The following is a 24,267-nucleotide window of genomic DNA, read 5'->3' as shown; positions in this document are numbered from 1 at the left end:
CTCACACCGCCTCGCGCGCCGCGCGGCGATCCAGTTCATACTCCTGCAGCGACTTCACGTCGAAGCCCTGCTGCTGCGCCGAGATCGCGCCCACCGCGGCGGAGAGCTCCGAAACGGTGGTGAAGATCGGCTTGTCGGCCGCCACCGCGGCCGCGCGGATCTCGTAGCCGTCGGCGCGGGCCGAGCTGCCCGAGGGGGTGTTGATGATCATGTCGATCTCACCGCGATTGATGAGGTCCACGATCGTGTCGCCCTCGGCGTGCGCGCTGTGCTTGCGGGCCACCTCCGAGGAGATGCCGTTGCGCGCCAGCACCACCTGGGTGCCCTGGGTCGCCAGGATGCGGTAACCCAGCTCCTGCAGCCGCAGCGCGGGCTGCACGATCGAGCGCTTGTCGCGGTCGGCCACCGAGAGGAACACCGTGCCCGAGGTCGGCAGCTCGCTGCCCGCCGCCGACTGGCTCTTCGCGAAGGCGGTCGGGAAGTCGCGATCCATGCCCATGACCTCGCCGGTGGAGCGCATCTCGGGGCCGAGCAGCGAGTCGACCACGAGGCCCTCGTTGGTGCGGAAGCGTTTGAACGGCAGCACCGCCTCCTTGACCGCGATGGGGGCGTCGATGGGGGCGCGCGAACCGTCGCGCTCGGGCAGGAACCCGGAGTCGATCAGCTGCTGGATCGTCTCCCCCGCCATGATGCGCGAAGCGGCCTTCGCGAGCGGGATCCCGAGCGCCTTCGACACGAACGGCACCGTGCGCGACGCGCGCGGGTTCGCCTCGAGCACGTAGAGCACGCCCTGGCCGATCGCGAACTGCACGTTCAGCAGGCCGCGCACGCCGATGCCCTGCGCGATGCCGAGCGTCGCCTCGCGCACCCGGGCGATCTGGTCGTGTCCGAGCGTCACGGGCGGCAGCGTGCAGCTGGAGTCGCCCGAGTGCACGCCCGCCTCCTCGATGTGCTCCATGACGCCGCCCACGTACAGCTGCTCGCCGTCGTAGAGGGCGTCGACGTCGATCTCGATCGCGTCGTCGAGGAAGCGGTCGACCAGCAGCGGGTGGCCGGGCCCGACGAGCGCGTGGCCCTCGATCCGTCCGAAGTAGCCGTGCAGCGACTCCGTGTCGTAGACGATCTCCATGCCGCGGCCGCCGAGCACGAACGACGGACGCACGAGCACGGGGTAGCCGATCTCCTCGGCGATCCGGATCGCACCCTCCTCGTCGATCGCGGTGCCGTTGCGGGGCGCCACGAGGCCGGCCTGCTCGAGGATGCCGGCGAAGGCGCCGCGCTCCTCGGCGAGATCGATCGCCTCGGGTGTGGTGCCGAGGATCGGGATCCCCGCGTCCTTGAGCGGCTGGGCCAGTCCGAGCGCGGTCTGACCGCCGAGCTGCACGACGACGCCCAGGAGCTCGCCGGACGCCTGCTCGGCGTGGATGACCTCGAGCACGTCCTCGAGCGTGAGCGGCTCGAAGTAGAGGCGGTCGCTCGTGTCGTAGTCGGTCGACACCGTCTCGGGGTTGCAGTTGATCATGATGGTCTCGTAGCCGGCCTCGCTCAGCGCGAATGAGGCGTGCACGCACGAGTAGTCGAACTCGACGCCCTGGCCGATGCGGTTGGGGCCCGATCCGAGGATCACGACCTTCTTGCGCTCGGAGGGGATGACCTCGGTCTCGAGGTCGTACGACGAGTAGTGGTACGGGGTGAGCGCCGGGAACTCCCCGGCGCAGGTGTCGACCGTCTTGTAGACGGGGCGCAGCCCGAGGCCGTGGCGCAGGCCGCGGATCTCGCTCTCGCCGACCCCGCGGATCGCGGCGATCTGCGCGTCGGAGAAGCCGTGGTCCTTGGCCTCGCGCAGCACATCGAGGGTGAGCTGCGGGGCGGCCTGCACGGCCGCGGCGACCTCGTTGATGAGCTGGATCTGGTCGAGGAACCACGGATCGATCGCGGTCGACTCGAAGACCTGCTCGATCGTCGCACCGAGGCGCAGCGCCTGCTGCACGTCGACGATGCGGCCGTCGGTGGGGCGCTTGATGGTCTCGAGGAGCTGCTCCACCGTGCGGCTCTCCTCGCCAGGGCGTACGGGACCCCAGTGGAACGAGGTGCCGCGCTTCTCGAGCGAGCGCAGCGACTTCTGCAGCGCCGTCGTGAAGTTGCGGCCGATCGCCATCGCCTCGCCCACCGACTTCATGGTGGTGGTGAGCGTGTCGTCGGCGGCCGGGAACTTCTCGAAGGCGAAGCGCGGGGCCTTCACCACGACGTAGTCGATCGTCGGCTCGAAGCTCGCCGGAGTCTTCTGCGTGATGTCGTTCGGGATCTCGTCGAGGCGGTAGCCGAGGGCCAGCTTGGCCGCGATCTTCGCGATCGGGAAGCCGGTGGCCTTCGACGCGAGCGCGGAGGAGCGCGACACGCGAGGATTCATCTCGATGACGATGATGCGGCCGGTCTTCGGGTCGACGGCGTACTGGATGTTGCAGCCGCCGGTGTCGACGCCCACCCGGCGGATGATGTCGATGCCGATGTCGCGCAGCTTCTGGAACTCGCGGTCGGTGAGCGTGAGTGCCGGCGCCACGGTGATCGAGTCCCCCGTGTGCACGCCGACCGCGTCGACGTTCTCGATCGAGCAGACGACCACCGTGTTGTCGGCGGTGTCGCGCATGAGCTCGAGCTCGTACTCCTTCCAGCCCAGGATCGACTCCTCGAGGAGCACCTCGGTGGTCGGGCTGTAGTGCAGACCGTCGCCGGCGATCCGGACGAGCTCCTCCTCCGTGTAGGCGAAGCCCGAGCCCAGGCCGCCCATGGTGAAGGAGGGGCGCACCACGAGGGGGTAGCCGAGGTCCTTGGCGAACTCCTTCGCCTCCTCGAGCGTGTGCGCGACGTGCGAGCGGGCGACGTCGGCGCCCGACTCGATCACCAGGTCCTTGAAGATCTGGCGGTCCTCGCCGCGCTGGATCGCATCGACCTTCGCGCCGATGAGCTCGACGCCGTGCTTCTCGAGGATCCCGAGCTCGTGCAGCGACATGGCCGCGTTGAGCGCGGTCTGCCCGCCGAGGGTCGGCAGGATCGCGTCGGGGCGCTCCTTGATGATGATGGACTCGATCACCTCGGGGGTGATGGGCTCGACGTAGGTCGCGTCGGCGAAGTCGGGGTCGGTCATGATGGTCGCCGGGTTCGAGTTGACCAGGATGACGCGCACGCCCTCCTCGCGCAGCACGCGGCACGCCTGGGTCCCGGAGTAGTCGAACTCGCAGGCCTGACCGATGACGATCGGGCCGGAACCGATGACGAGAACGGAGTTGATGTCTGAACGCTTGGGCATCGGGTCAGGCCTCCTGGGTCTTTCCGCCGGTTGAGCGAGCGGAGCGAGTCGAAACCAACTCGCGGAATCGGTTGAACAGATAGAAGGCGTCGTGCGGACCGGCCGCGGCCTCGGGGTGGTACTGCACGGAGAAGGCGGGGATGTCGAGGCACTCGAGCCCCTCGACCACCTGGTCGTTGAGGCTGTAGTGGCTCACCTGCACCCGCCCGAAGCCCTCCGGCGCGTCGAGCTCCCCCTCGATGGGGGCGTCGACCGCGAAGCCGTGGTTCTGGGCGGTGATCTCCACGCGACCGGTGCGCTTGTCGAGCACCGGCTGGTTGATGCCGCGGTGGCCGAAGGGCAGCTTGTAGGTGCCGAAGCCGAGCGCTCGGCCGAGCAGCTGGTTGCCGAAGCAGATGCCGAAGTACGGGATCCCGTCGCGCAGCAGCTCGCGCAGCAGCACCACGGCCTCATCGGAGGCGGCTGGGTCGCCGGGTCCGTTGGAGTAGAACAGGGCGTCGGGCGCGATCTCGCGGATCTGCTCGAGGCTCGTCGAGGCGGGCAGCACGATGACGTCGAAGCCGTGCTCCGACAGGTACTGCACGGTGGCGCGCTTGATGCCGAGATCGAGCACCGCGATCGAGCCGACGCGCTCCACGCCCTCGGCCGCGGGCAGGTCGTAGCGCTCGGGCGTGGTCACCTCGGCCGAGAGGTTCCTCCCGGCCATGCCGGCCTGCTCGCGCACGAGCGTCAACTGCTCGTCCTCTGAGAGATCGAGGTCGGCGCCCGAGAAGACGCCGGCGCGCATGGCTCCCGCGGAGCGGATGTGACGGGTGACGGCGCGGGTGTCGATGCCCGAGATGCCCACCACGCCGTCGTTCACGAGATCCTCGTCGAGCGAGCGCTCGGCGCGGAAGTTGGAGACGCGCCGTGCGGGATCCCGCACCACGAAGCCGGCCACCCAGATCTTGCGCGACTCCATATCGGTGTCGTTGGCCCCGGTGTTGCCGATGTGGGGCGCGGTCATGAGCACGATCTGGCCGGCGTAGGAAGGATCGGTGAGGGTCTCCTGGTAGCCGGTCATGCCGGTCGAGAAGACGACTTCGCCGAGCGTGCGCCCGGTCGCGCCGTATGCGCGCCCGGAGTAGCGCGTCCCGTCCTCGAGCACCAGCACGGCGTGGCCTGCGGGTACTGCATCTACCGGTGGGTGTGTCACCTGTGTGGTGGTCATATCGCGCCCTCCTGAGACGTCGAAGGTGTGAGTGAGATCTTGTCGATGGCCTCGGCGAAGGCCGCCTGCTCGGCGGGGTTCGCGAGGCGGAAGCTGGATTCGAGACTGCGCTCGCCCGCGACCCAGCGCAGCAGCGAGAGCCCGTCGCGCTCGACGGCCTTGCCGATGCGCCCGCTGGCCGTGCCGCTGCCGCGCAGCTGCGCGGCCGGGATGCGCACGGGCTCCTCCCCCGTGACCGAGATGACGACGCCGTCGCTCAGCACCGTCAGGGTTGCGAAGCCCTTGTAGCGCAGGCCCGGGATCGACAGCCGCTCGAACGGGGAGTCCACGGGGGTGGTCGAGACGTAGCCGGCCCGGGGGAAGCTCACGAGGGCGTCGCCCGCCAGCTCCGCCTCGGGCAGCTCGATGCCGACGTCGCGCCTGGCGCGGGCCCGCCACGCGAACCACATGCCGACGAGAGCGAGAGCGGCGATGGCCGCCATCACGATCACGTAAGTGGTCTGGCTCACAGCGCGCCCCCTCGAACCGCGGCCGCGGCCACGGTCTCGGTGTCGACCAGCTCGCCGTCGTCGAGCGTGAGGTACCCGCGTCGCACAGTGTAGGCGACGCGACCGGGCAGCTCCATGCCGAGGTAGGGAGAGTTCACGCTGAGGCCCTGCAGGCGCGCCAGGTCGAACTCGCTCGATCCGCTCGGATCGATCAGCGCGATGTCGGCGGGCTGGCCCGGTTCCAGGGCACTCGGGTGCCCCTCCAGCCGGCCGATCTCGGCGGGCTTGTGCGAGAGCAGCGTCTCGAGCTCCGCCCAGCTGGCGTGCCCCTCGTGCACGAGCGTGAGCAGCGAGATCGGCAGCGCCGACTCGAGCCCCACCATGCCGAAGGCGGCGACGTCCCACTCGCACTCCTTCGCCTCGAGGGGGTGCGGGGCGTGGTCGGTCGCGATGATGTCGATGACCCCGTCGGCGACGGCCCGGCGCAGCGCCCGCACGTCCTCCTCGCGGCGCAGCGGCGGGTTGACCTTGTAGCGGGCGTCGTAGCTGCGCACGAGCTCCTCGGTGAGGATGAGGTGGTGCGGGGTGACCTCCGCGGTCACCTGCACGCCGCGGGCCTTCGCCCAGCGGATCACCTCGACCGAGCCGGCGGTCGACAGGTGGCAGATGTGCAGCCGGGCGCCGATGTGCTCGGCGAGCAGCACATCGCGCGCGATGATCGACTCCTCGGCGACGGCCGGCCAGCCCTTGAGCCCGAGCTCGCTCGACAGCGCGCCCTCGTTCATCTGCGCGCCCTCGGTGAGGCGCGGATCCTGCGCGTGCTGGGCGATGACGCCGTCGAAGGTCTTCACGTACTCGAGCGCGCGGCGCATGAGCAGCGGATCGTGCACGCACTTGCCGTCGTCGGAGAAGACGCGCACCTCGGCGCGCGACTGGGCCATGGCGCCGATCTCGCTGAGCCGCTCGCCCGCGAGATCCTCGGTCACCGCGCCGATGGGCCGCACGGTGGCGTAGCCCGCGGCATCGCCGAGGTGCTGCACCTGCTCGACCACGCCCGCCGTGTCCTGCACGGGCAGGGTGTTGGCCATGGCGAAGACGCTGGTGAAGCCGCCGGACGCCGCCGCACGAGTGCCCGTGAGCACCGTCTCGGACTGCTCGAACCCGGGCTCGCGCAGGTGGGTGTGCAGGTCCACGAGACCCGTGAGCGCGACGAGACCGTCGGCCTCGATGACCCGTTCGTCCTCGCGTGCCGCGAGCCCGCCGTCGGCCTGCGCGACGCGCTCGACGATGGTGCCGTTCGAGATGCGCAGATCCACCGCGGCGGCCTCGCCGACGTCGCCGCCTCGCTCGGTCAGATCGGCCGCGAGACGCGCGCCGCGGATCAGGATGTCGGGGTTGCTCATATGCTCGCCTCTCGCTCGCCGGACAGTAGAAGGTACAGGGCGGCCATCCGCACCGAGACGCCGTTCGCGACCTGCTCGAGCACGGTCGAGCGCGCGGAGTCGGCCGCGCGCGACGAGATCTCGAGGCCGCGGTTCATGGGGCCGGGGTGCATCACGATCGCCTCGTCGACGAGCCGCTCCAGGCGGGCGTCGTCGAGCCCCCAGTTGCGCGCGTACTCGCGCTCGTTCGGGAAGAAGGCCGCGTGCATGCGCTCGCTCTGGATGCGCAGCATCATGACCACCTCGGGGCGCTCCTCGCGCAGTGCCGCATCGAGCGAGTGGTGGATCGTCACGGGCCAGTCGCGCGCGCCGTAGGGCAGCAGCGTCTCGGGTGCGACGAACGTCACGTGCGCGCCGAGGGCGTTCAGCAGCCACAGGTTGGATCGGGCCACGCGCGAGTGGGCGATGTCGCCGACGATCACGACCGAGACGCCGTCGAGGTCGCGGCCGCGGCTCCCTGCGCCATCGATCCCGCTGCCGTCGATCCCGCCGCCGAAGAGGCGGCGGCGCATCGTGAACGCGTCGAGCAGCGCCTGCGTGGGGTGCTCGTGGGTGCCGTCGCCCGCGTTGAGCACGCCGGCGTCGATCCAGCCGCTGCGCGCGAGGCGATCCGGAGCCCCGGACGCGGGGTGCCGGATCACGACCCCGTCGGCCCCGATGGCCTGCAGCGTCTGCGCGGTGTCCTTGAGCGACTCGCCCTTCGAGACCGACGATCCCTTCGCGCTGAAGTTGATCACGTCGGCGCTCAGCCGCTTCGCCGCGGCCTCGAACGAGATGCGGGTGCGGGTCGAGTCCTCGTAGAACAGGTTGACCACGGTCTTGCCCCGCAGGGCGGGCAGCTTCTTCACCTCGCGCTGCTGGGCCGCGGCCATGTCCTCCGCGGTGTCGAGGATCAGGATCGCGTCATCACGGCTCAGCGTGCGCGTATCGAGCAGGTGCCTCATGCGTGCTCCTCCGGGCCGGAGATGGTCACTTCGTCGACGCCGTCGAGCTCGGACAGGCGCACGGAGATGCGCTCGTGCTTGGCGCTCGGCAGGTTCTTGCCGATGTAGTCGGCGCGGATCGGCAGCTCGCGGTGACCGCGGTCGATGAGCGCCGCCAGGCGCACGGCCTTCGGGCGGCCGTGGTCGTTCAGCGCGTCGAGCGCGGCGCGCACCGTGCGGCCCGAGTAGAGCACGTCGTCGACCAGCACGACGGTGGTCCCGTCGATGCCGGAGACGGGCATCGCGGTCGGACGCGGCGCACGGGTGGGGTGCTTGGCGAGATCGTCGCGGTACATCGTGACGTCGAGGCTGCCGACGGGCACCTCCGCGCCCTCGATCCGGGAGATGATTCCCGCGATGCGCTGAGCGAGCAGCGAGCCGCGCGTGGGGATGCCGATGAGCACCAGTCCCGCAACGCCCTTGTTCGCTTCGATGATTTCGTGCGAGATTCGAGTCAGCGCCCGCGAGATCTCAGCGCCTTCCAGCACTGTTCGCGTACCCATTTCGAGCCCCCCTTCTCCGCCTCACTGGACGGGAGTTAAAGAAAAGCTGCAACCCCGCCAGTCTAGCAGGAGCTTCCGCCAAGGCCCGACAAGTGCTGCGGCACTCTCGACTCGCTCTTGGTCAGATCGACGGCCGTTACCCCCTATCGAGCAACCTGCCTAAATGACTCTTCGATCGCATAGTCGATAAACTCCCCCTCAAGCTCAGATCCCGCATCAAGCTCCGCATCGAACTGAGGTGCAACTCCTGCATCGATGCCCTCAGAGCCCATCACGACTCCCGAAGGGTCTCTCTTGAGGTTCATACCAATAGGAAGAGCCAAAACCGTCAGACAGGCCAGTATGATCTCCGCAACACGGCGGATCGACGCCTGGGCCTCAGGCCTCACCTTCGCCCATACCAAGCTTCCCCCGTGCGGCAAGGCATCCTCGATCACTTTCTTATGGTTATTGATGGCCGAAAGTGCAAACTTGAGGATCTCATTAATCTTGGTCGCACGTTCGACAAATGCATTCAGCACGACCTCGTTTGCAGTGAAATCTTGCTCAGCCCTAACGATCTCCATCTCATGCTTCTTCTGGGTTTCGAGAATACGACCACCACTGGCCCCAATCGCAAAGGCCGCAATGGTGAGCACAGGTAGCGCGACGATTCCCGTGAGCACGGTAGTTCCCCCAGCTATTCCCAGGCCTCCGGCCGCCAAGCTCCCCCCACCAATGGCGGCAAGAGTCGCGGATGTGGCGGCAGCCCCGGACAGACTGGATATCGCGGCACCTGTGGAAGCTGTAGCAAGACTAGCTACCGTCATGTATGTGGCCGTCGCAGCACCTGCGCCAACAGCTGCGCCAGCCCCACCACCAAGCACTCCTGCCCCGATCAGAGAAAAAATACTTCTCCCTGTCCGGAGTTGCGCGTCTTCGAGCGCAGCAGCAAACTCAGGATGTGTTCGTGACGAATGAGCTTCAACATGTGGAAGTATGTCGTCAGGCAGTTCAGTGACACGAGAGAGCAGCTCGGTGACCGGTTCTATCGCCTCACGGTCAAACTCCCTTACTCTTTCATCGAGAGCACCAGCGATCTCGTCAGCCCTGCGCTTCCCCTCTTCCGCGCGAGTTCTCAGTCTGTTTGCTCGAGCAGCATTCTCCTTTGCGAGCTTCATTGCATCAACGATCTTGAGGCCGCCCGATTGCCGTTTCGCCGTCTGAACCTGATTGGGTGCGGCCACACGTACCTTTTCCGCGATCTCCGGCAGATGGACATCGAGAGTTTGCAGAAACTGCGCGGAGGGCGCGCGCGCGCCACTTTCGATCTTTGAGATCAACACAGTGCTGCATCCGAGCTTCTCCGCGAGCCCTCTCTGACTCCAACCGAGAGCTTTGCGCCCCCTCGCAAGCACCTCACCAGCAGAAAGTTCAGTCATGACCATCTAGATCCAATCTGATACGTGTATCATATGCTTATGTATAACCCATACACCCAGTATAGTTCGGAGGTCATCATGAACAACAACGTCCCTCAGTGGCTGCCTATCGCCATAGGAGGCCTCGGCGGCGCTACCCTTGGAGTACTCTATGTCTACGTACCCTCAGCACGAAATGTCATCGCCACTGGGCTGAAGAACGCAGGAAACTCGGCTCTCGAGGCCCTGAAGGCGAGCTCTTCCTTAACTGCCTAGCCTCGCAACGGCTCCTTCGACGCCCAGAAATAGCGAACGACCCTCGCTTCGAGAGGCGAGGGTCGTTCTGGAACCTCAGACTAAGCGCGGGAGTGATCCGCGATCCGACCGAGCACGCCGTTGACGAAGCGGCTCGAGTCCTCGGTGGAGTACTCCTTGGCGAGTTCCACCGCCTCATCGATGGCGACGGCGGCGGGCACCTCGGTGTTGAAGAGGATCTCCCACGCGGCCAGGCGCAGCAGCGCGCGGTCGACGTTGGGCATGCGATCCAGCGTCCAACCCTGCGCGTAGCTCATGATGAGCTCATCGATCTCGTCGCGGTGGTCGGTGACCCCGTCGACGATCTCGCGCGCGTACAGCCACGATGCCGCGCGATCGGGTTCTCCCGCCGCGCGCTTGGCCTCGGCGTTCACGATGCTGACGACCGGCTCGTCCCGCACGTCGGCCTGGAAGAGCATGTCGAGGGCGCGCTTGCGCGCCTTGGTGCGAGCACTCATCGAGGCGTCGACTAATCGTTGACGCGGCCGAGGTAGTCGCCCGTGCGGGTATCGACCTTGACCCTCGTGCCGGTCTCGAGGAACAGCGGCACCTGGATCTCGGCGCCCGTCTCGACGGTGGCGGGCTTGGTGCCGCCGGTGGAGCGGTCGCCCTGCAGGCCCGGCTCGGTGTAGGTGACCTCGAGCACGACCGATGCGGGGAGCTCGAGGTAGAGGGGCTCCCCCTCGTGCAGGGCGATCTGCACCTGCAGGTTCTCGAGCATGAACTTGGCGGCGTCGCCCACGACGGTGCCCGACACGGTCAGCTGGTCGTAGTCGCTCGTGTCCATGAAGACGAAGTCGGCGCCGTCCTGGTACAGGTACTGGAAGTCGCGGCGGTCGACGTTGGCGGTCTCGATCTTGGCACCGGCGTTGTAGGTCTTGTCGATGATCTTGCCCGAGACGACGTTCTTCTGCTTCGTGCGCACGAACGCGCCGCCCTTGCCCGGCTTCACGTGCTGGAACTCGACCACGCTCCAGAGCTGACCGTTCTCCTTGATCACGGTGCCGTTCTTGATGTCGTTCGAGGTTGCCATAATGCTCAGCCTTCTCCGGGTTCTGTGAGGTTCGAGCGCGAGTCAGCGCCGATCAATTCTACAACGCCCGCACGCCGACCTCTTGCAGGTCTCGCACAAACGACGTGCGCACCGCCCGCGGCCGTCCTAGGCTCGCGCTCATGCACATGATCTTCCGCACTCTCTGGCATCAGTGGTTCGTCGGCCGTCGGGGCGGCGGCATCGGATTCGGCGACGTCTCGCGCTCGCGGTTCAGGGTGTGGCCCACCGATCTCGACATCCTGCGGCACATGAACAACGGCAAGTACCTCTCGGTCATGGACGTGGCCCGCTTCGATCTGATCCAGCGCAATGGCGTATGGGATCTCTTCACGCGCGAGGGCTGGTATCCGGTGGTCGTGGGGCAGACCATCTCCTACCGCAAGTCGTTGAACCCGTGGATGAGGTTCTGGATCGAGTCGAGGATCCTCGGCTTCGACGAGGAGGCCGTGTACATCGAGCAGCGCTTCGTGCGCCCCGATGCTGCGCGACGCCCCGAGATCTACGCCCGCGCCGTCGTGCGCGGAAGAATCCTGCGACGCGGCGGCGGGGTGGTTCCGGTCGCCGAGATCCTCGAGAAGAGCGGGGCGGATCCCGAACTTCTGCAGGTACCCGAGGAGGTGCTCGAGTGGGGCCGGGCGACCAGGCTCCCGTCGACGCGTGTCGACGCACCCAGCGTCTGGGCATGAGCGAGTGCGGGCGGGCGCAGGCGGGCCGAGGCGCAAGTGAGCTGAGCTGAGCTGGCCTGCCCCGCGTCACGCAGAGACTTGTATGGTGCTCGCTAAACAGCGGCCTGGTTTTTGGACCCGCGAGGCCCTGAAGCGCTTCGTGAATGTCAGTGGTCGCTGATGTACTCGTGACATGTCCCACCCGACCCGCTCCCCGGCTGTTCTGGAGGCCACCATCGACCTCGGAGCTGCCACCTCGCTCGACGCGCGCGTCGCGGCACTGGACAGCGCGCTGTCGCAGCTCGAGGCAGCCGAGCGGGCCGTACGCGTAGCGGAGGCGGCGCGGCTCGAGGCCTTCGCCGCCGTGTTCGATGTGACCGCTGCAGGGAGCGGAACCGGGAACCGCAGCATTCCCACCGGCCGGGACGGCGAGATCCTGTACCGCACCGTCCGCGCAGAGGCCGCGGCAGCGCTCCGGCACAGCGAGCACACCGTCGAGCAGTGCTTCAGTCGGGCCCTCGCCCTCACCGGCTCGTATCCTCGCACCCTTGATGCCCTGCGCGACGGATCGATCTCCGAGCAGCACGCCGCCGTGATCGTCGATGCGGGGACGGTGATCGGCAGCGCCGACGACCCGGACGCCGTGCTCCGCCGCGCCGGCTACGAGGAAGCGGTGCTCGAGCACGCGCGGTTCGAGACGCCGAGCCGTCTGCGCCCGATCGCCCGCCGCATCGCGGAGCAGTACGCGCAGCAGCCGCTCGACGAGCGCCACGCGGAGGCCCGCAGGCGGCGGCGCGTGTCCCTGGTCGATGGCGAGGACGGCATGTCCGACCTCATCGCGCACATGACCGCGGCCGAGGCGCACGGCGTCTACAACGAGCTCACCCGCCGCAGCCGCGAAATCGAGCGCGCGCAGACCGACCGGTGTGCGGGCGCACAGGCCGAGCGGCGCACCCGCGACGAGATCAGAGCCGACCTGCTCGCCGATATCGTCCTCGGCGCCGCGTCGGCACCCGTAACCCCTCACTCCTCGGCCGGCAGCGGACCGCTGCGCGCCCACGTGCAGGTCGTCATCCCGGTCGAGTGCCTCACAGCGCCGTCCGGCGGCGGGCGGACGCCGATGCACGAGGCGTACCGCGAACCTGGCGGGCACGAAGAGCACGGGACCCTCGGCGACCCCACCTCCGGCCCCGCCCCGACGCTCACCGGCTACGGGCCGATCGACACGGATACCGCGCGCGAGCTGGCGGGTCGCGCCGAGTTCTGGGAGCTGCTCGAGGTCCGAGCCGGCTCGGGCCCGGCGCGCACCGGGGCCGGTACGGTGCTCGCGGCCGGTACGGTGCTCGCGGTCGACCGCTATCGTCCGAGCGCGAGGATGCGCCGCTATCTCGCCGCGCGCGACCAGCACTGCCGTTTCCCGGGCTGCCGCGCACCTCTCGCCCGCTGCGATCTCGACCACACCGTCGATGCCGCCCTCGGTGGGGCGACGGCGACCGACAACCTCGCCCACCTCTGCCGCGGCCACCACACGCTGAAGCATCACGGGGGTTGGCGAGTGCGGCAGAACGACGACGGCGCGCTCGAGTGGAGGTCCCCCACCGGTCGCGGCTATCGTGAGCAACCACCCGGTCGAGTCGTCTTCGCCGGCGCGCCCGGTCACGACTCCGCTCCGCAACCCGCGGCGCTCCCCTTCTGAGATCTACCGCACGAACACGTCGCCCACCGGCGGCCGAGCGCCCAGGTGCGGGCCCTGGTTGCCGACCTCGCGGCAGTTGATGCGCACGACGCGCTCGTCGGAATCGTAGACGTGCCGCGCGGCGAGACGCCCCTCGGCGAGGGCACCGGCGAGCCAGGTGAAGCTGCGTGCATCGACGAGAGGCTCCCCGCAGACGACCCGGATCAGCTGCAGCATGAGCATCTCCGGCAGCGACGCGTGCGGACCGTGCTCGAAGCTCAGACCGAGCACCGCCGGCGCGAGACCCGCGGGCACCAGGCGCAGCGTCCAGCGCACGGCATCCGAGCGCGCGGCACCCGGCAGAACGGCCACCGACCGATCGGGAACGGCGTCGAGCAGCGCGAACTCCCGTTCGGCCTCGCGTGCGAGCACGAGCGGGTGCGCATCGGGCGCTGCACCACCTGCTGCACCACCTGCTGCACCACCTGCTGCGCCGGGCGCAGCCAGCGGGCTCCGCTCCTCGCCCGCGGCACGCCCGAACAGTTCCCGCCAGCCGTCGGGTCCCAGCCCGTAGGGGGCGACGACCGGGGCGAGCGTGGGATCGGCGGCCAGGGCCGCCCCCAGACGGGCGAAGTCGACGCCCGCAGACGCGAAAGCCTCCGGTTCGGGCACGCGCAATCCGACCCACCCGGCGACGGTGCGCGCAGCCGCGAACGCGCGCTCGAAGCGCTCCCGCGCTCCGCCATCGCCGACGTCCCCGAACGCGGCGCCTCCCAGTTCGGTGCGCACGGCCTCCGCACGGCCGTCGAGCCACTCGTCGAAGTCCTGCTCGGCTCCGCCCCCACCCCCGGCGAGTGCGGCGTCGAGATCCGCTGCCAGCTCGGGAAACAGCACGCGGGCGAGCCGGGCCCCCGCATCCTCATCCGTCCGCGCCATGCGCCGCCTCCCTTCGCGGTGACCAGTTTCTCACGGCAGTTCGCTCTCCACGAGCTGCTGCATCGCCTCGGCGATGTCGCGCGGGTCGTCGACGCGCCGGCTGCTCGGAGCGTAGCGGCGGACGACCTCGTCGGAGCCGATCCCGATCCCGTGCACGCTCACCCCGGCGGCCCGCAGACGCCTCAGCTCGCGCGCCGACGCCGCCTCGTCGTTGGATCCGCCGTCGCTCACGACGATCACCAGGCGCCGACGCTCCCTGCCGTCGCCCGTGGACCCGCCGAGCAGGCCGAGCTGCTCCGCCGCGAGCCGCAGCGCCCCGCCGTCGTTGGTCGACCCCCGCGGCGAGCGGATGCCCGCGACCATGCCGAGCCGTACGGCGTCGTCCAGTCCGCGCGACAGCGGCTTCACCAGTTCCGCCTCGGCGTCGAAGAGCACGAGCGCGGTGCGGATGTCGAGATCCAGTTCGATGCCCTGACGCTCCTCGGCGTGGGCGATGTCGCGCTCCACGCCCGCGAGCGCCTCGAGCATCACCAGCGTCGCATCGGCGGCGGCAGCGGCAGGGCGGCCCTGCATCGACGCCGACCGATCGACGAGCAGCACGTAGTCGGTGCTGCCGGCCCGCCGGGTGCGCCGGGGCCGGGTCTCCCGCCGCAGGAACGCCGCGGGCCGTTGCACGCCCGACCTGGCCTCGGCGAACGCCCCTGCGAGCGCCTGCGGATCCAGTGTCTCGCCCTCCGGCACCGCACGCCGCCCGATCGTGCGCACGCGCGCGACGCGCTCGGCGATCACCCGCGCCCAGACCTCGCGCATGCGCTCGACGGCAGCGGCGAGCTCCGCGGCCCGGGAACGGTAGTCGGCCGCGGCGAGGGCGCCGCCCGCCCCGGCCGCGCCGACAGCCTCTCGCACCGCATCGCGCTCGGCGTCGCCCCGCGCCGTCGCCTCGGCATCGGCGTCGAGTTCGACGATCGCCTGCACGAGCGCGCCCTCGGCCGGCAGCGGGGTCGCCAGGTAGGCGCTCACGAACCCCGCCTGCTCGGCGACGAAGAGATCCGCCCCCTCAGCGCTCTGGCGTCCCTCCCCCGGCCGCGCGCGCGACTCATCGGTGCCGGGTGGAACGGCGGCGCCGCCCGGCGCGTCCGCGCCCTCCGCACCCGGCTCCGCGTCGGCCCCCGATCCGGCGGCGCCGAAGTCGTCCGTCGCCGCACCGCCCTCGTGCTCCTGGGCTGTCGCGCCGTCCGGCGCTTCGCCCGGGCCCCGCTCGCGGGCATCGAGCGCGAGCAGCCGTTCGTACGGCGGCAGCAGCAGCGCGAGCGACCGTTCGAAGCGCTCCAGAGGAGGCCGCTCCGGGTCCGGCGCCAGGACGCACCGCAGCGGATCGATGCGCCCCGCCCCTCGTGCCTGCAGCGCCAGCCACTCCTCGGCGACCACCGCTGCTGCGGGGAGGAATCCGGCGCCCAGCCCCGCACGCAGCAGCACGGAGACCCACTGCAGATGCCGCGGCTGCTCCGAGATGTCCTGCGGCAGGCTCCGCTCGAGCGCCGCGGCAAGGCGCAGACGCAGGCCCGGCATCGCCGCGAGCAGCTCCGCCGCGGCCTGCAGGCGCATCACGGCGACGACGAGGGGCTCGGTCTCGGGCCGTGCCGACACGATCGAGCGCGCCCGGCGCGAGCGATCCGGAGATCTCGCCTCGCCCCGCACGCCCTCCCACAGCTGCAGCAGCGCGAGCGCGATCGCCTCCTCGGCCCCGTGGCCGCGCACCGCGTACCAGCCGAGCCCGACCCGCAGATCGGGCGAGCCGCCTGCCGGCCGCACGAGCTCCCACGACAGGTCGTCGGTGACGGTGACGGTGATCCCGAGCACCGCCCCGACGGCATGCAGCCCCTCGCGCGCCTCCATGCCCTCACCCTACCGGGAGAGGCCGCGCGGCAGAGGCCGCGCGAGAACGACCGCGCAGGAAGGGCCGAACGGGAGGAGCCCGACCGGAGAGTGATAGCGTGACGGGCATGCTGGCATTCGATGCGGATCCCGCGCTGCGCGAGGCCCGGGCCATCTCCGAGGAGCGGCACCGCGTGCGCCGGGCGCTCGGCTCCGAGGATCCCGCACGCCCCGAGGCCGAGGCGCACCGCCACGACCTCCGCCGGCTCGACGAGCGGCTCGCCGCGATCCTCGAGGATCCGCAGCACCGCTCCGCGATCGAGCGCGCCCTCGACGAGCGGGCGCGCACCCTGCGGCTCGCGGTCGAGGCGCATCAGGAGGCGGAGAGCCGCCGGCGGAGACTCGCGGAGGCCGACGCGATCGTGTCGCGAGCGATCGCGGGGGCCCGATCCCTCACCGCCTCCGAACGCTCCCGAGCGGCGAGTCTCCGCGACGGTGTCATTGATCGCGACGGTGCCGCTGATCATGCCGGTGCCGCTGATCACGCCGGCGCCCGCCTGGAGGACGGCGCGTGGCGCGCCGCCATCAGCACGTCCGGGCAGCGCGACGGGGTGCTCGACGCGCTCGGCGCGCTGCGTCTGCGCGAGGCCCGCAGACAGCTGCGCGACGGCCTGCTCCTCACCGACCAGATGAGCGGCATCATCGCCGAGGCGCTGCCCGCGGTGCTGCGCGGCGACCCGGTGCTGCTGGTCGGCGAGACCGGCGGAGCGAAGACCGCACTCGCCGAGCACCTGACACGACGGGCGGTGGGCCGGGATCCCGAGCTCGTGTCCGGCTACGGCGACATCACGAGCGCGCAGCTCATCGGCACCCACGAGTTGCGCTCGGAGAACGGCGCCACGGTGAGCGCATTCGTGCCCGGCCCGCTGCTGCGCGCGATGGTCGAGGGGCGCCCGGTGATCCTCGACGAGCTCAACGCCATGCCCGCCGAGTTCCTCAAGCGGCTCAACCGCATCCTGCAGCTGCGCCCGGGCGACACGCTCGGCGTGCAGGAGGACGCCGGCCGGACGGTGCGGATCGCGCCCGGCTTCGCGATCCTCGCCACCGCCAACGAGCAGACCCCGCACCGCTACCGCGGCCTCGACCGGCTCAGCGCCGAACTGGTCAACCGCATCGGGGCGAACGCCTACCGGGTGCACTACCCCGACACCGGCCTCGGTTACGAGGAGTTCCCGGCGGAGAACGCGCTGCTCGCGGCGGCGACCGTCGTCGACCGGCACGGCCGGCTGCCGGCGGAGCTGTCGAACGAGGAGATCTTCCGAGTCGCACGGGCCGCGTTCATCAGTCAGCAGGTCTTCGCGGGCGAGCACGGCGAGGGGTTCGGCGAGTACGTGAGCACCGAGCGCGAGATCGACGGACGCCCGGGCCTCGAGGAGGCGGTGCTCGCTCCGCGCACCCTTGTCGCGGTGCTGCAGAAGGTCGCGGGAAGCGCGGGATCCGTCTCGCTGGATCGCGCGCTCACCCGCTTCGTGGAGGGCGTGATGCATCGCGAGGATCAGCGCGTGCTCGCGCTGATCCTCTCGGGTCAGGGGTTCCGGATCGGCTGAGCCGGACGGATCCCGGATCCCCCGCCCAGTGCGCACCCAAGCAGTGCACATTGCACGGCAAGCGGACGGATTCATGCAGAATGCCCATGTCCACCGATCTGCGACGAGCCTACTCTGACGGTGACCCCTCCCGTTCTCACCAGCAAGGATGCTCATGTCCCGGAACACTCACGGCGACGACTTCGCACTCAGCCGAGTCCCCGCCGCATCTCGCAAGCACTGGTTCGGAATCGCAGTGCAGCGGTTCGGCCAGGTCTCGGCCCTCACCCAGTTCCTGCTCGGCGCGACGCTCGGCTACTCGATGACGTTCGGGGAGGCGGCGCTCGCGTTCCTCTTCGGCTCCATCATCCTCGAGATCGTCATCGTCTTCGTCGGCTTCATCGGCCAGCGCGAGGGCCTCAACACCGCGCTCCTCGCCCGCTGGACCGGCTTCGGCGAGATCGGTGCCGCACTCGTGGGGCTCGCGATCGGCATCAGCCTCGTCGGGTGGTTCGGGATCCAGTCGGCGATCTCGGCGCAATCGCTCGACAGCCTCGTGCCCGGCGTCATGCCGGTCTGGCTCTGGAGCCTGCTCTTCGGTCTGGCGGTGACCGCGATCGTCGTGTTCGGCTTCAGCGGCATGCAGTGGCTCGCGAACATCACCGTACCGCTGTTCCTCGTGCTCGTCGGTTGGTCGATCATCACCGAGATCTCCCGGCACGACCTCGGCGAGCTGCTCACCGGCCCGGCCCCCGGTCCGACGATGAGCGTCTGGGCCGGCACGGGAATCGTCGCGGGCGGCCTCATCGTCGGGGCGATCATCTCGTCCGACATGACCCGTTTCAACCGCTCGCGCGCCGACGTCGTCAAGCAGACCGTCGTCGGAGTCACGCTCGGCGAGTTCGTCATCGGCCTCTCGGGCGTGCTCGTGGCGCACGCGGCGGCGAGCGGCGACATCGTCGCGATCATCACCTCCTCGGTCGGCGTCGTGGGCCTGCTCATCGTCATCACCGGCACCTTGAAGATCAACGACTGGAACCTCTACTCGTCGACCCTCGGCCTCGTGAACTTCATCTCGACCGCCTTCGGCAAGCACCTGCACCGGGCCGCCACCACGATCGTGCTCGGCGTCGTCGGCTCGATCCTCGCCGCGGCGGGCATCCTCAGCCAGTTCACCGACTTCCTCATCCTGCTCTCGGTCGCCTTCCCGCCGATCGCGGGCATCATGGTCGCCGAGTACTACATCGTGAAGCGCTGGCGCCCGGAACTCGAGGCATCGCGCGCGGACGGACGTCTTCCCGTCTCCGCTCCGCGAATCGTTCCGGTGACCATCGTCATCTGGGTGGTCTCCTCCGTCGCCGGCTACTTCATCACCTGGGGCATTCCGGCGGTGATCTCTCTGCTGATCTCGATGGTGCTCTACATCGCCGCCGGCAGGTTCGGCTGGCTCCGCGCCGTCGGCTCGGCCCCCACCCGCGAGCCCGAACAGCTCGCAGCCGTCTGAGCGGCTCCCCGACCCTCTCACACCCATGAAAGCGAGAACCATGCATATCGGCATCGATGTCGGCGGCACGAACACAGACGCCGTGCTCATGGACGGCATCCGGACCCTCGCCGGCGTCAAGCACTCGACCACCCCCGAGGTGACGAGCGGCATCGTCCAGGCGATCGAGGACCTGCGCTCCGCGCATCACTTCGAAGGCTCGGACATCGCCGCCGTGATGATCGGCACCACCCACTTCATCAACGCCCTCGTGCAGGCGAAGCGGCTGGCGCCGACCGCGGCCCTGCGTCTCGGCCTGCCCGCGACCGAGGCGCTGCCCCCGCTCATCGACTGGCCGGCAGAGCTCACGGCCGCCATCGAGGCGCGCAGCTACCTCGCGCACGGCGGATACGAGTTCGACGGGCGCCCCATCAGCCCGCTCGATCCCCAGGAGCTGCGCCGGCACGCGGCCGACATGCGCGAGCACGGCATCCGCTCAGTCGCGATCTCCTCGGTCTTCAGCCCGGTGAACCACGACCTGGAGGTCGAGGCCGCCGCGATCATCGCCGAGGTGCTCGGCGAAGGCGTCGCGATCTCGCTCTCGCACGAGATCGGCCGCATCGGGCTGCTCGAGCGCGAGAACGCGACCGTGATCAACGCCGCCCTCCGCGAGCTCGCCTCCGAGATCGTCGACGGGCTCACCTCGGCGGTGCGCGCCCAGGGCATCACCGCGCCGATCTTCCTGAGCCAGAACGACGGCACCCTGATGGACGAGGATTACGTGCGACGCTATCCGGTCGCGACCTTCGCCTCCGGCCCGACCAACTCCATGCGGGGCGCCGCGCTGACGAGCGGACTCAGCACCTGCGCCGTCATCGATGTCGGCGGCACGACCGCCGACATCGGACTCCTGATCAACGGCTTCCCCCGCGAGACGGCGAACGAGGTGAAGGTCGCCGGCATCCGCACCAACTTCCGCATGCCCGACGTGCTCTCGCTCGGGATCGGCGGCGGCAGCATCGTGGACGAGGACACCGCGGAGGTGGGGCCCGAGTCGGTCGGCTACCGGCTCCAGACCGAGGCGCTCGTGTTCGGCGGATCGACGCTCACCGCGACCGACATCGCCGTCGCCGCGGGCCGCGCCGACATCGGGGACCGATCCCGGGTCGCGCACCTCGATCCGGCCTTCGTGCAGCGCGTGCTGGATCGCATCTCGGAACGCATCGCGGAAGCCGTGGACCGCATGCGCACCTCGCCCGAGCCGATCCCGGTGGTCGCGGTCGGCGGCGGATCGGTGCTGCTCCCCGACCGGCTCCCGATCTTCGGCGAGGTGTCGAAGCCCGAGAACTACGCCGTGGCCAACGCGATCGGCGCCTCGATCGCCCAGGTCGGCGGGGAGATCGACAAGGTCTACTCGATCGATCCGGGAGACCGCGAACGAACGATCGCCGAGGTGCGCGCGGAGGCCGAGGAGCGGGCCGTCGCCGCCGGCGCGAGCCCATCGACCGTCACGATCATCGACTTCGACGAGGTGCCGATCCCCTACCTGCCGGGCAATGCGACCCGCATCAGGGCGAAGGCCGTCGGCGACCTGGATATGGAGGTACGACCATGAGCTGGACCATCTCAGTAGACGACATCGACGACATCGCCCGCGGTTCGGCGGTGCTCGGCACCGGTGGTGGCGGCGACCCGTACATCGGCGGCCTGCTCGCCAAGCAGGCGCTGCGGGCGCACGGGGACGTGACGGTGGTCTCGCTCGACGAGCTGCCCGATGACGCCGTCGTCGCCAACGTCTCGATGCTGGGCGCCCCCACCGTCATGGTGGAGAAGCTGCCGAGCCTCGACTCGGTCGTGCTCCCGCTGCAGGAGCTCAGCGAGCACTACGGCAGCCCCGTGACGCACATCATGTGCATCGAGGTCGGCGGCGTGAACTCGACGATCCCGATCGCGGCGGCCGCGGCCCTCGGGCTCCCCCTCATCGACGGCGACGGCATGGGCCGGGCCTTCCCCGAGCTCCAGATGGTGCTGCCGACGCTCTACGGGGTCCAGGCCTCGCCGCTCGCGTACGCGGACGAGAAGGGGAACATCGGCGTGCTGCGCACGATCGACAACATCTGGGGCGAGCGCATCATCCGCGTGGCGGCGGTCGAGATGGGCTGCTCCATCATGCTGTCCGGGTTCCACATGTCGGGCGAGACGGCGCGGAAGACGCTCGTGCGGGATTCGCTGAGCCTCTGCGCGGCGGTCGGACGGGGCATCCTCGAGGCCCGTTCCGAGAAGGCCGACGCGGTCGTCCGGGTCGCCGAGCTGCTCGGCGGCCGGGTGCTGTTCGGCGGCAAGGTGGTCGACGTCGCGCGCGCCACGACCAGCGGTTTCGCCCGCGGGCGCGCCGTGATCTCGGAGGGAGACCGCACGCTCGAGCTCTCCTTCCAGAACGAGCACCTCATCGCCGCCCTGGACGGGGAGGTGCTCGCGACGGCGCCGGACCTCATCATGGTGCTCGACCACGAGAGCGGCGAACCCATCACCACCGAGGGGCTCCGCTACGGGCAGCGGGTCAGGGTCATCGCCGCGCCCGCGGACGAGCGCTGGCACTCCCCCGAGGCCATCGAACTCGTCGGACCCCGGTACTTCGGATACGACCTCGATCCGCACCGCTTCGACGGCTCGATCCGAGCCGGAGAGCCGATCGCGCACCGCGGGGAGTGACGTCGTCGGGGGAATCGGGCGGTCCGCCGCCCGACCCCCTACGCTGGGGATCATGCCGTTCACCATCACCGCGGACGACCTGCCGATCATCTCGGCGGGAGCCGCGTTCTGCGGTTCGGGCGGCGGCGGTTCCCCGAGGCACGTCGAGCTCATGCTCAGCCGGAGCTTCGAAGGGCCGGCGTCGGCGTTCTCGCCGGACGAGCTGGATGCGCGCACTCCGTGCTTCGCACCGGCGTTCGCCGGCTCCACGATGCTCCTGGAGGAGCGGCTCCCCGAGCTCGACGCGTTCGCCCCGCTCATCGAGGTCGCGGAGCGCTGGATCGGCGAACGGCTCGACGCCGTCTGCTCGCTCGAAGGCGGCGGGACGAACGCCCTCACCCCGTTCTTCTTCTCCGACGACCGCACGCTCGTCGACGCCGACTGCAGCGGACGCGCGGTTCCCACGCTCGATCGCTCCACACTGTTCCTCGATCGCGTGCCCGGGCTCTTCGCCGTCTGCGGTACCGGCGCGGGCGGCATCTCGCTCGTGCGCTCGGACCGGGCTAGCGACGTGGATCAGCTGATGCGCGCGTCGATCATCCAGGCTGGAGGCGTCGGGTACATCCTCGTCGCGGGGTTCACCGCGGGCGACCTCGTCGCGCACTCGATCCACGGGCACCTGCGCCAGTCCCTGCGGATCGGCGCCGCACTCGTCGACACCAGGGCCGGGACGCTCGCAGAGCTGGCCTCGAGGATCGGCGCCGATCTCATCGGGCAGGGCCGGGTGCTCGGGATCTCGCAGGACCGCGCCGATCCCCACGTGCACACGACCGAGATCGGCGGAGAGGACGGAGCGGTGCTCCGGCTCGTCGGCCGGTCCGAGTATCTCGCGGTGCTCGCCGACGGGGAGCCGGTGGCCGCGGCACCCGACTTCATCGTCGCCCTCGACGCGCAGTCGCGAGAGCTCATCGAGGTCACCGAGCTGCGGCTGAACCGGGACATCGCGATCCTGACGCTCCCCGCCGACGACTGGTGGCGGGGAGACCCGGTGAGAGCCCGCAGCGCGTTCCCCTCCTCGTACGGACTTCAGGGATTGGATCCCGCATGGTGACGAACCCCCGCGCGGTCCCGGCCGGCTTCGACCTCGCCGCGCTGCTCGCGCACCCCGACAGCGGCGGGCTGACGGTCGTCGGGGCGACGGCCGCGGGCGAGTGGACGGAGGTGGCCGTCGACGATCCCGAGGCACGGGCCGACGGCGGCCTGCTCGTACTGACCACCCCGTTCCCGGCCGCGACCTGGCAGCAGGATTCCCTGATCCGCAGGGTGCGCGACCGGGGGTTCGCCGCGCTCGCGGCCCCGGGAGCCGCCGGCGCCGAGGCCGGCTCGCGCAGGCTCGCGGACCGGCTCGGCCTCGCCCTGCTCGACGTCGTGCGCCCGTTCGACCTCGCCCGCGCCTGCTGGCAGCTGCAGCAGGCGCGCGACGCGCTCACCATCGACTACGTGCGCAAGGTCGCCCACGCCTTCCAGTACCCCGCGGCGGACCTCTCGGACCTGCTCGGGCACCTCTCCGCCGCGATCGGGCACGGCATCGCCCTCGTCGACGGGAGCGCTCCGGTGCAGCAGGCGGGCGGCGAGCTCGAACCCGAGCTGCACGCGGCTCTCGAATTCTCGCGGTGGATCAGCGTCGCCCGGCTCGGGAGCACCGCGGCCGCGTCGGTGCGCATCGACAGCTCCACCCGAGCGGGGCTTCGCCTCGTCGTGTTCGGCACCGGACTGGGCGACGCACAGCTGCGCACGCTCTCCACCGTCGCCGAGATCATGATGCCCGCGGTGGCCGCGCGCATCCTCATCGACGAGCTCGCGGCGGTGAACGACGCGTCGGCCTCCTCGGACCTGCTGCGCGACTTCGTGGAGCTGCGCGGCACGCGCGATCCCGACGTCCAGCGCCGCATGTCGGAGCGCGGATGGCGCACGAGCGGTTACCACCTGGGCTTCCAGTTCACGCCGCGGGGCCGGGTCGACCCGATCGGGCTGCTGAGGGCCGTCTCCCACGAGCTCAGCACCGTCTCGGTCGAAGCGCACGCGGCGCTCGCGGGGCCGAGCGTGCTCGGGTGGTTGAGCCTCGTCGAGCCTCCGACCGCGCAGGAGGTCGAGGCCTACGCGAGCCGGCTGCACCGGGTGCATCAGCACCTGCGTACCACGCGGGACATCGCGCTCGGCGTCGGTTCGCTCCAGAGCGGCGAAGCCGGACTCTCACGAACGCTCAGCGAGGCCGCGGACGCCGCGAAGATCGCGACCTCCCGCTCCGGCAGCGGATATCTCGTGCGCGTCGACAGCCTGGGGCTCGAGCAGCTGCTGCTCGCGTGGACGGGCACCGACACCTTCCTCCCGGCCGCCGAGTCGCTGCTCGCCCCGCTGCTCTCCGAGGCTCCCGAACTGCTCGACACGCTCGCGGCGTATCTTGATCACGAGTCGGGCATCCAGGCGACCGCGGCCGCGCTCGGGCTGCACCGCAACACGGTGGCGATCCGGGTGCAGCGCGCGCAGGAGCTCGTCGGAGTGGACCTCGCCTCGCCGGAGACCCGGCTCGCGCTGCACCTGGCGTGCCGCGCGGTGCTCGACTCCCGCGGCTAGGGTGCGTCTGTTCGCTGCGG

Annotated in this window: 19 protein-coding genes; 8 read left to right on the top strand and 11 right to left on the bottom strand. The window is 70.1% G+C overall.

The genetic code is table 11. The annotated features are described in order from the left end of the window. Position 1: 1 nt before the first annotated feature. The 9 genes from carB to efp form a co-directional block, all read right to left on the bottom strand. Positions 2-3,307, bottom strand: coding sequence for a carbamoyl-phosphate synthase large subunit (gene carB, locus AMS65_RS09480; protein WP_053383911.1), 3,306 nt, complete (start codon positions 3,305-3,307; stop codon positions 2-4). Positions 3,308-3,311: 4 nt separating this feature from the next. Continuing rightward, the gene (carA, locus tag AMS65_RS09475; RefSeq protein WP_053383910.1) at positions 3,312-4,517 is read right to left on the bottom strand and encodes a glutamine-hydrolyzing carbamoyl-phosphate synthase small subunit; all 1,206 of its coding nucleotides are present in this window, start codon (positions 4,515-4,517) and stop codon (positions 3,312-3,314) included. Beyond that, positions 4,514-5,026 carry a PH-like domain-containing protein gene (locus tag AMS65_RS09470; RefSeq protein WP_053383909.1) on the bottom strand — a complete coding sequence of 171 codons (513 nt, stop codon included), beginning with the start codon at positions 5,024-5,026 and terminating at the stop codon, positions 4,514-4,516. The genes carA and AMS65_RS09470 overlap by 4 nt, the downstream gene beginning before the upstream one ends. After that, complete coding sequence (locus AMS65_RS09465) at positions 5,023-6,408, bottom strand: dihydroorotase (RefSeq protein ID WP_193787016.1); 1,386 nt, start codon at positions 6,406-6,408, stop codon at positions 5,023-5,025. The genes AMS65_RS09470 and AMS65_RS09465 overlap by 4 nt, the downstream gene beginning before the upstream one ends. Then, positions 6,405-7,391, bottom strand: a complete 987-nt coding sequence (locus AMS65_RS09460) for an aspartate carbamoyltransferase catalytic subunit (protein ID WP_053383908.1) — start codon at positions 7,389-7,391, stop codon at positions 6,405-6,407. Before AMS65_RS09460 ends, AMS65_RS09465 begins: the two co-directional genes overlap by 4 nt. Beyond that, on the bottom strand, positions 7,388-7,933 hold the full coding sequence (gene pyrR, locus AMS65_RS09455) for a bifunctional pyr operon transcriptional regulator/uracil phosphoribosyltransferase PyrR (protein ID WP_053383907.1): 546 nt from the start codon (positions 7,931-7,933) through the stop codon (positions 7,388-7,390). The genes AMS65_RS09460 and pyrR overlap by 4 nt, the downstream gene beginning before the upstream one ends. A gap of 143 nt (positions 7,934-8,076) precedes the next feature. Further along, on the bottom strand, positions 8,077-9,354 hold the full coding sequence (locus AMS65_RS18740; protein WP_162231759.1) for a helix-turn-helix domain-containing protein: 1,278 nt from the start codon (positions 9,352-9,354) through the stop codon (positions 8,077-8,079). Between the two features lie 335 nt (positions 9,355-9,689). Beyond that, positions 9,690-10,106, bottom strand: coding sequence for a transcription antitermination factor NusB (nusB, locus tag AMS65_RS09440; RefSeq protein WP_053383904.1), 417 nt, complete (start codon positions 10,104-10,106; stop codon positions 9,690-9,692). 11 nt (positions 10,107-10,117) lie between these two features. Beyond that, positions 10,118-10,681: an elongation factor P gene (gene efp, locus AMS65_RS09435; protein ID WP_053383903.1), complete on the bottom strand. Its 564-nt coding sequence runs from the start codon at positions 10,679-10,681 to the stop codon at positions 10,118-10,120. A gap of 146 nt (positions 10,682-10,827) precedes the next feature. Between efp and AMS65_RS09430 the strand changes: the two genes are divergently transcribed. Then, positions 10,828-11,388 carry a thioesterase family protein gene (locus tag AMS65_RS09430; RefSeq protein WP_241489402.1) on the top strand — a complete coding sequence of 187 codons (561 nt, stop codon included), beginning with the start codon at positions 10,828-10,830 and terminating at the stop codon, positions 11,386-11,388. Positions 11,389-11,560: 172 nt separating this feature from the next. After that, on the top strand, positions 11,561-13,063 hold the full coding sequence (locus AMS65_RS09425) for an HNH endonuclease signature motif containing protein (RefSeq protein WP_053383901.1): 1,503 nt from the start codon (positions 11,561-11,563) through the stop codon (positions 13,061-13,063). A 3-nt stretch (positions 13,064-13,066) separates the two neighbouring features. On the opposite strand, the gene AMS65_RS09420 is transcribed toward AMS65_RS09425, so the two are convergent. Together AMS65_RS09420 and AMS65_RS09415 are read right to left on the bottom strand one after the other, a co-directional pair. Beyond that, positions 13,067-13,978, bottom strand: coding sequence for a hypothetical protein (locus AMS65_RS09420; protein ID WP_053383900.1), 912 nt, complete (start codon positions 13,976-13,978; stop codon positions 13,067-13,069). 30 nt (positions 13,979-14,008) lie between these two features. Continuing rightward, positions 14,009-15,874: a vWA domain-containing protein gene (locus AMS65_RS09415; RefSeq protein WP_053383899.1), complete on the bottom strand. Its 1,866-nt coding sequence runs from the start codon at positions 15,872-15,874 to the stop codon at positions 14,009-14,011. A gap of 107 nt (positions 15,875-15,981) precedes the next feature. Between AMS65_RS09415 and AMS65_RS09410 the strand changes: the two genes are divergently transcribed. The 6 genes from AMS65_RS09410 to AMS65_RS09385 all read left to right on the top strand — a co-directional run bounded on the left by AMS65_RS09410 (position 15,982) and on the right by AMS65_RS09385 (position 24,247). Then, positions 15,982-17,460 carry an AAA family ATPase gene (locus AMS65_RS09410; RefSeq protein WP_053383898.1) on the top strand — a complete coding sequence of 493 codons (1,479 nt, stop codon included), beginning with the start codon at positions 15,982-15,984 and terminating at the stop codon, positions 17,458-17,460. Positions 17,461-17,614: 154 nt separating this feature from the next. Beyond that, complete coding sequence (locus AMS65_RS09405; RefSeq protein ID WP_053383897.1) at positions 17,615-18,943, top strand: purine-cytosine permease family protein; 1,329 nt, start codon at positions 17,615-17,617, stop codon at positions 18,941-18,943. Positions 18,944-18,983: 40 nt separating this feature from the next. Beyond that, the gene (locus tag AMS65_RS09400) at positions 18,984-20,537 is read left to right on the top strand and encodes a hydantoinase/oxoprolinase N-terminal domain-containing protein (protein WP_053383896.1); all 1,554 of its coding nucleotides are present in this window, start codon (positions 18,984-18,986) and stop codon (positions 20,535-20,537) included. Beyond that, the gene (locus AMS65_RS09395; RefSeq protein ID WP_053383895.1) at positions 20,534-21,634 is read left to right on the top strand and encodes a DUF917 domain-containing protein; all 1,101 of its coding nucleotides are present in this window, start codon (positions 20,534-20,536) and stop codon (positions 21,632-21,634) included. Before AMS65_RS09400 ends, AMS65_RS09395 begins: the two co-directional genes overlap by 4 nt. A 52-nt stretch (positions 21,635-21,686) precedes the next feature. After that, a complete protein-coding gene (locus AMS65_RS09390; RefSeq protein WP_053383894.1) occupies positions 21,687-22,724 on the top strand; it encodes a DUF917 domain-containing protein in 1,038 nt (345 codons plus the stop codon). Next, positions 22,718-24,247 (top strand): PucR family transcriptional regulator, encoded by a 1,530-nt coding sequence (locus AMS65_RS09385; protein WP_053383893.1) that lies wholly within the window; start codon positions 22,718-22,720, stop codon positions 24,245-24,247. Before AMS65_RS09390 ends, AMS65_RS09385 begins: the two co-directional genes overlap by 7 nt. The last annotated feature ends 20 nt before the right edge of the window (positions 24,248-24,267 follow it).

Origin of the sequence: Leucobacter celer subsp. astrifaciens (assembly GCF_001273835.1) — a bacterium.
GTDB lineage: Bacteria > Actinomycetota > Actinomycetes > Actinomycetales > Microbacteriaceae > Leucobacter > Leucobacter celer.
This window is presented reverse-complemented; position numbering and strand designations above follow the sequence as displayed.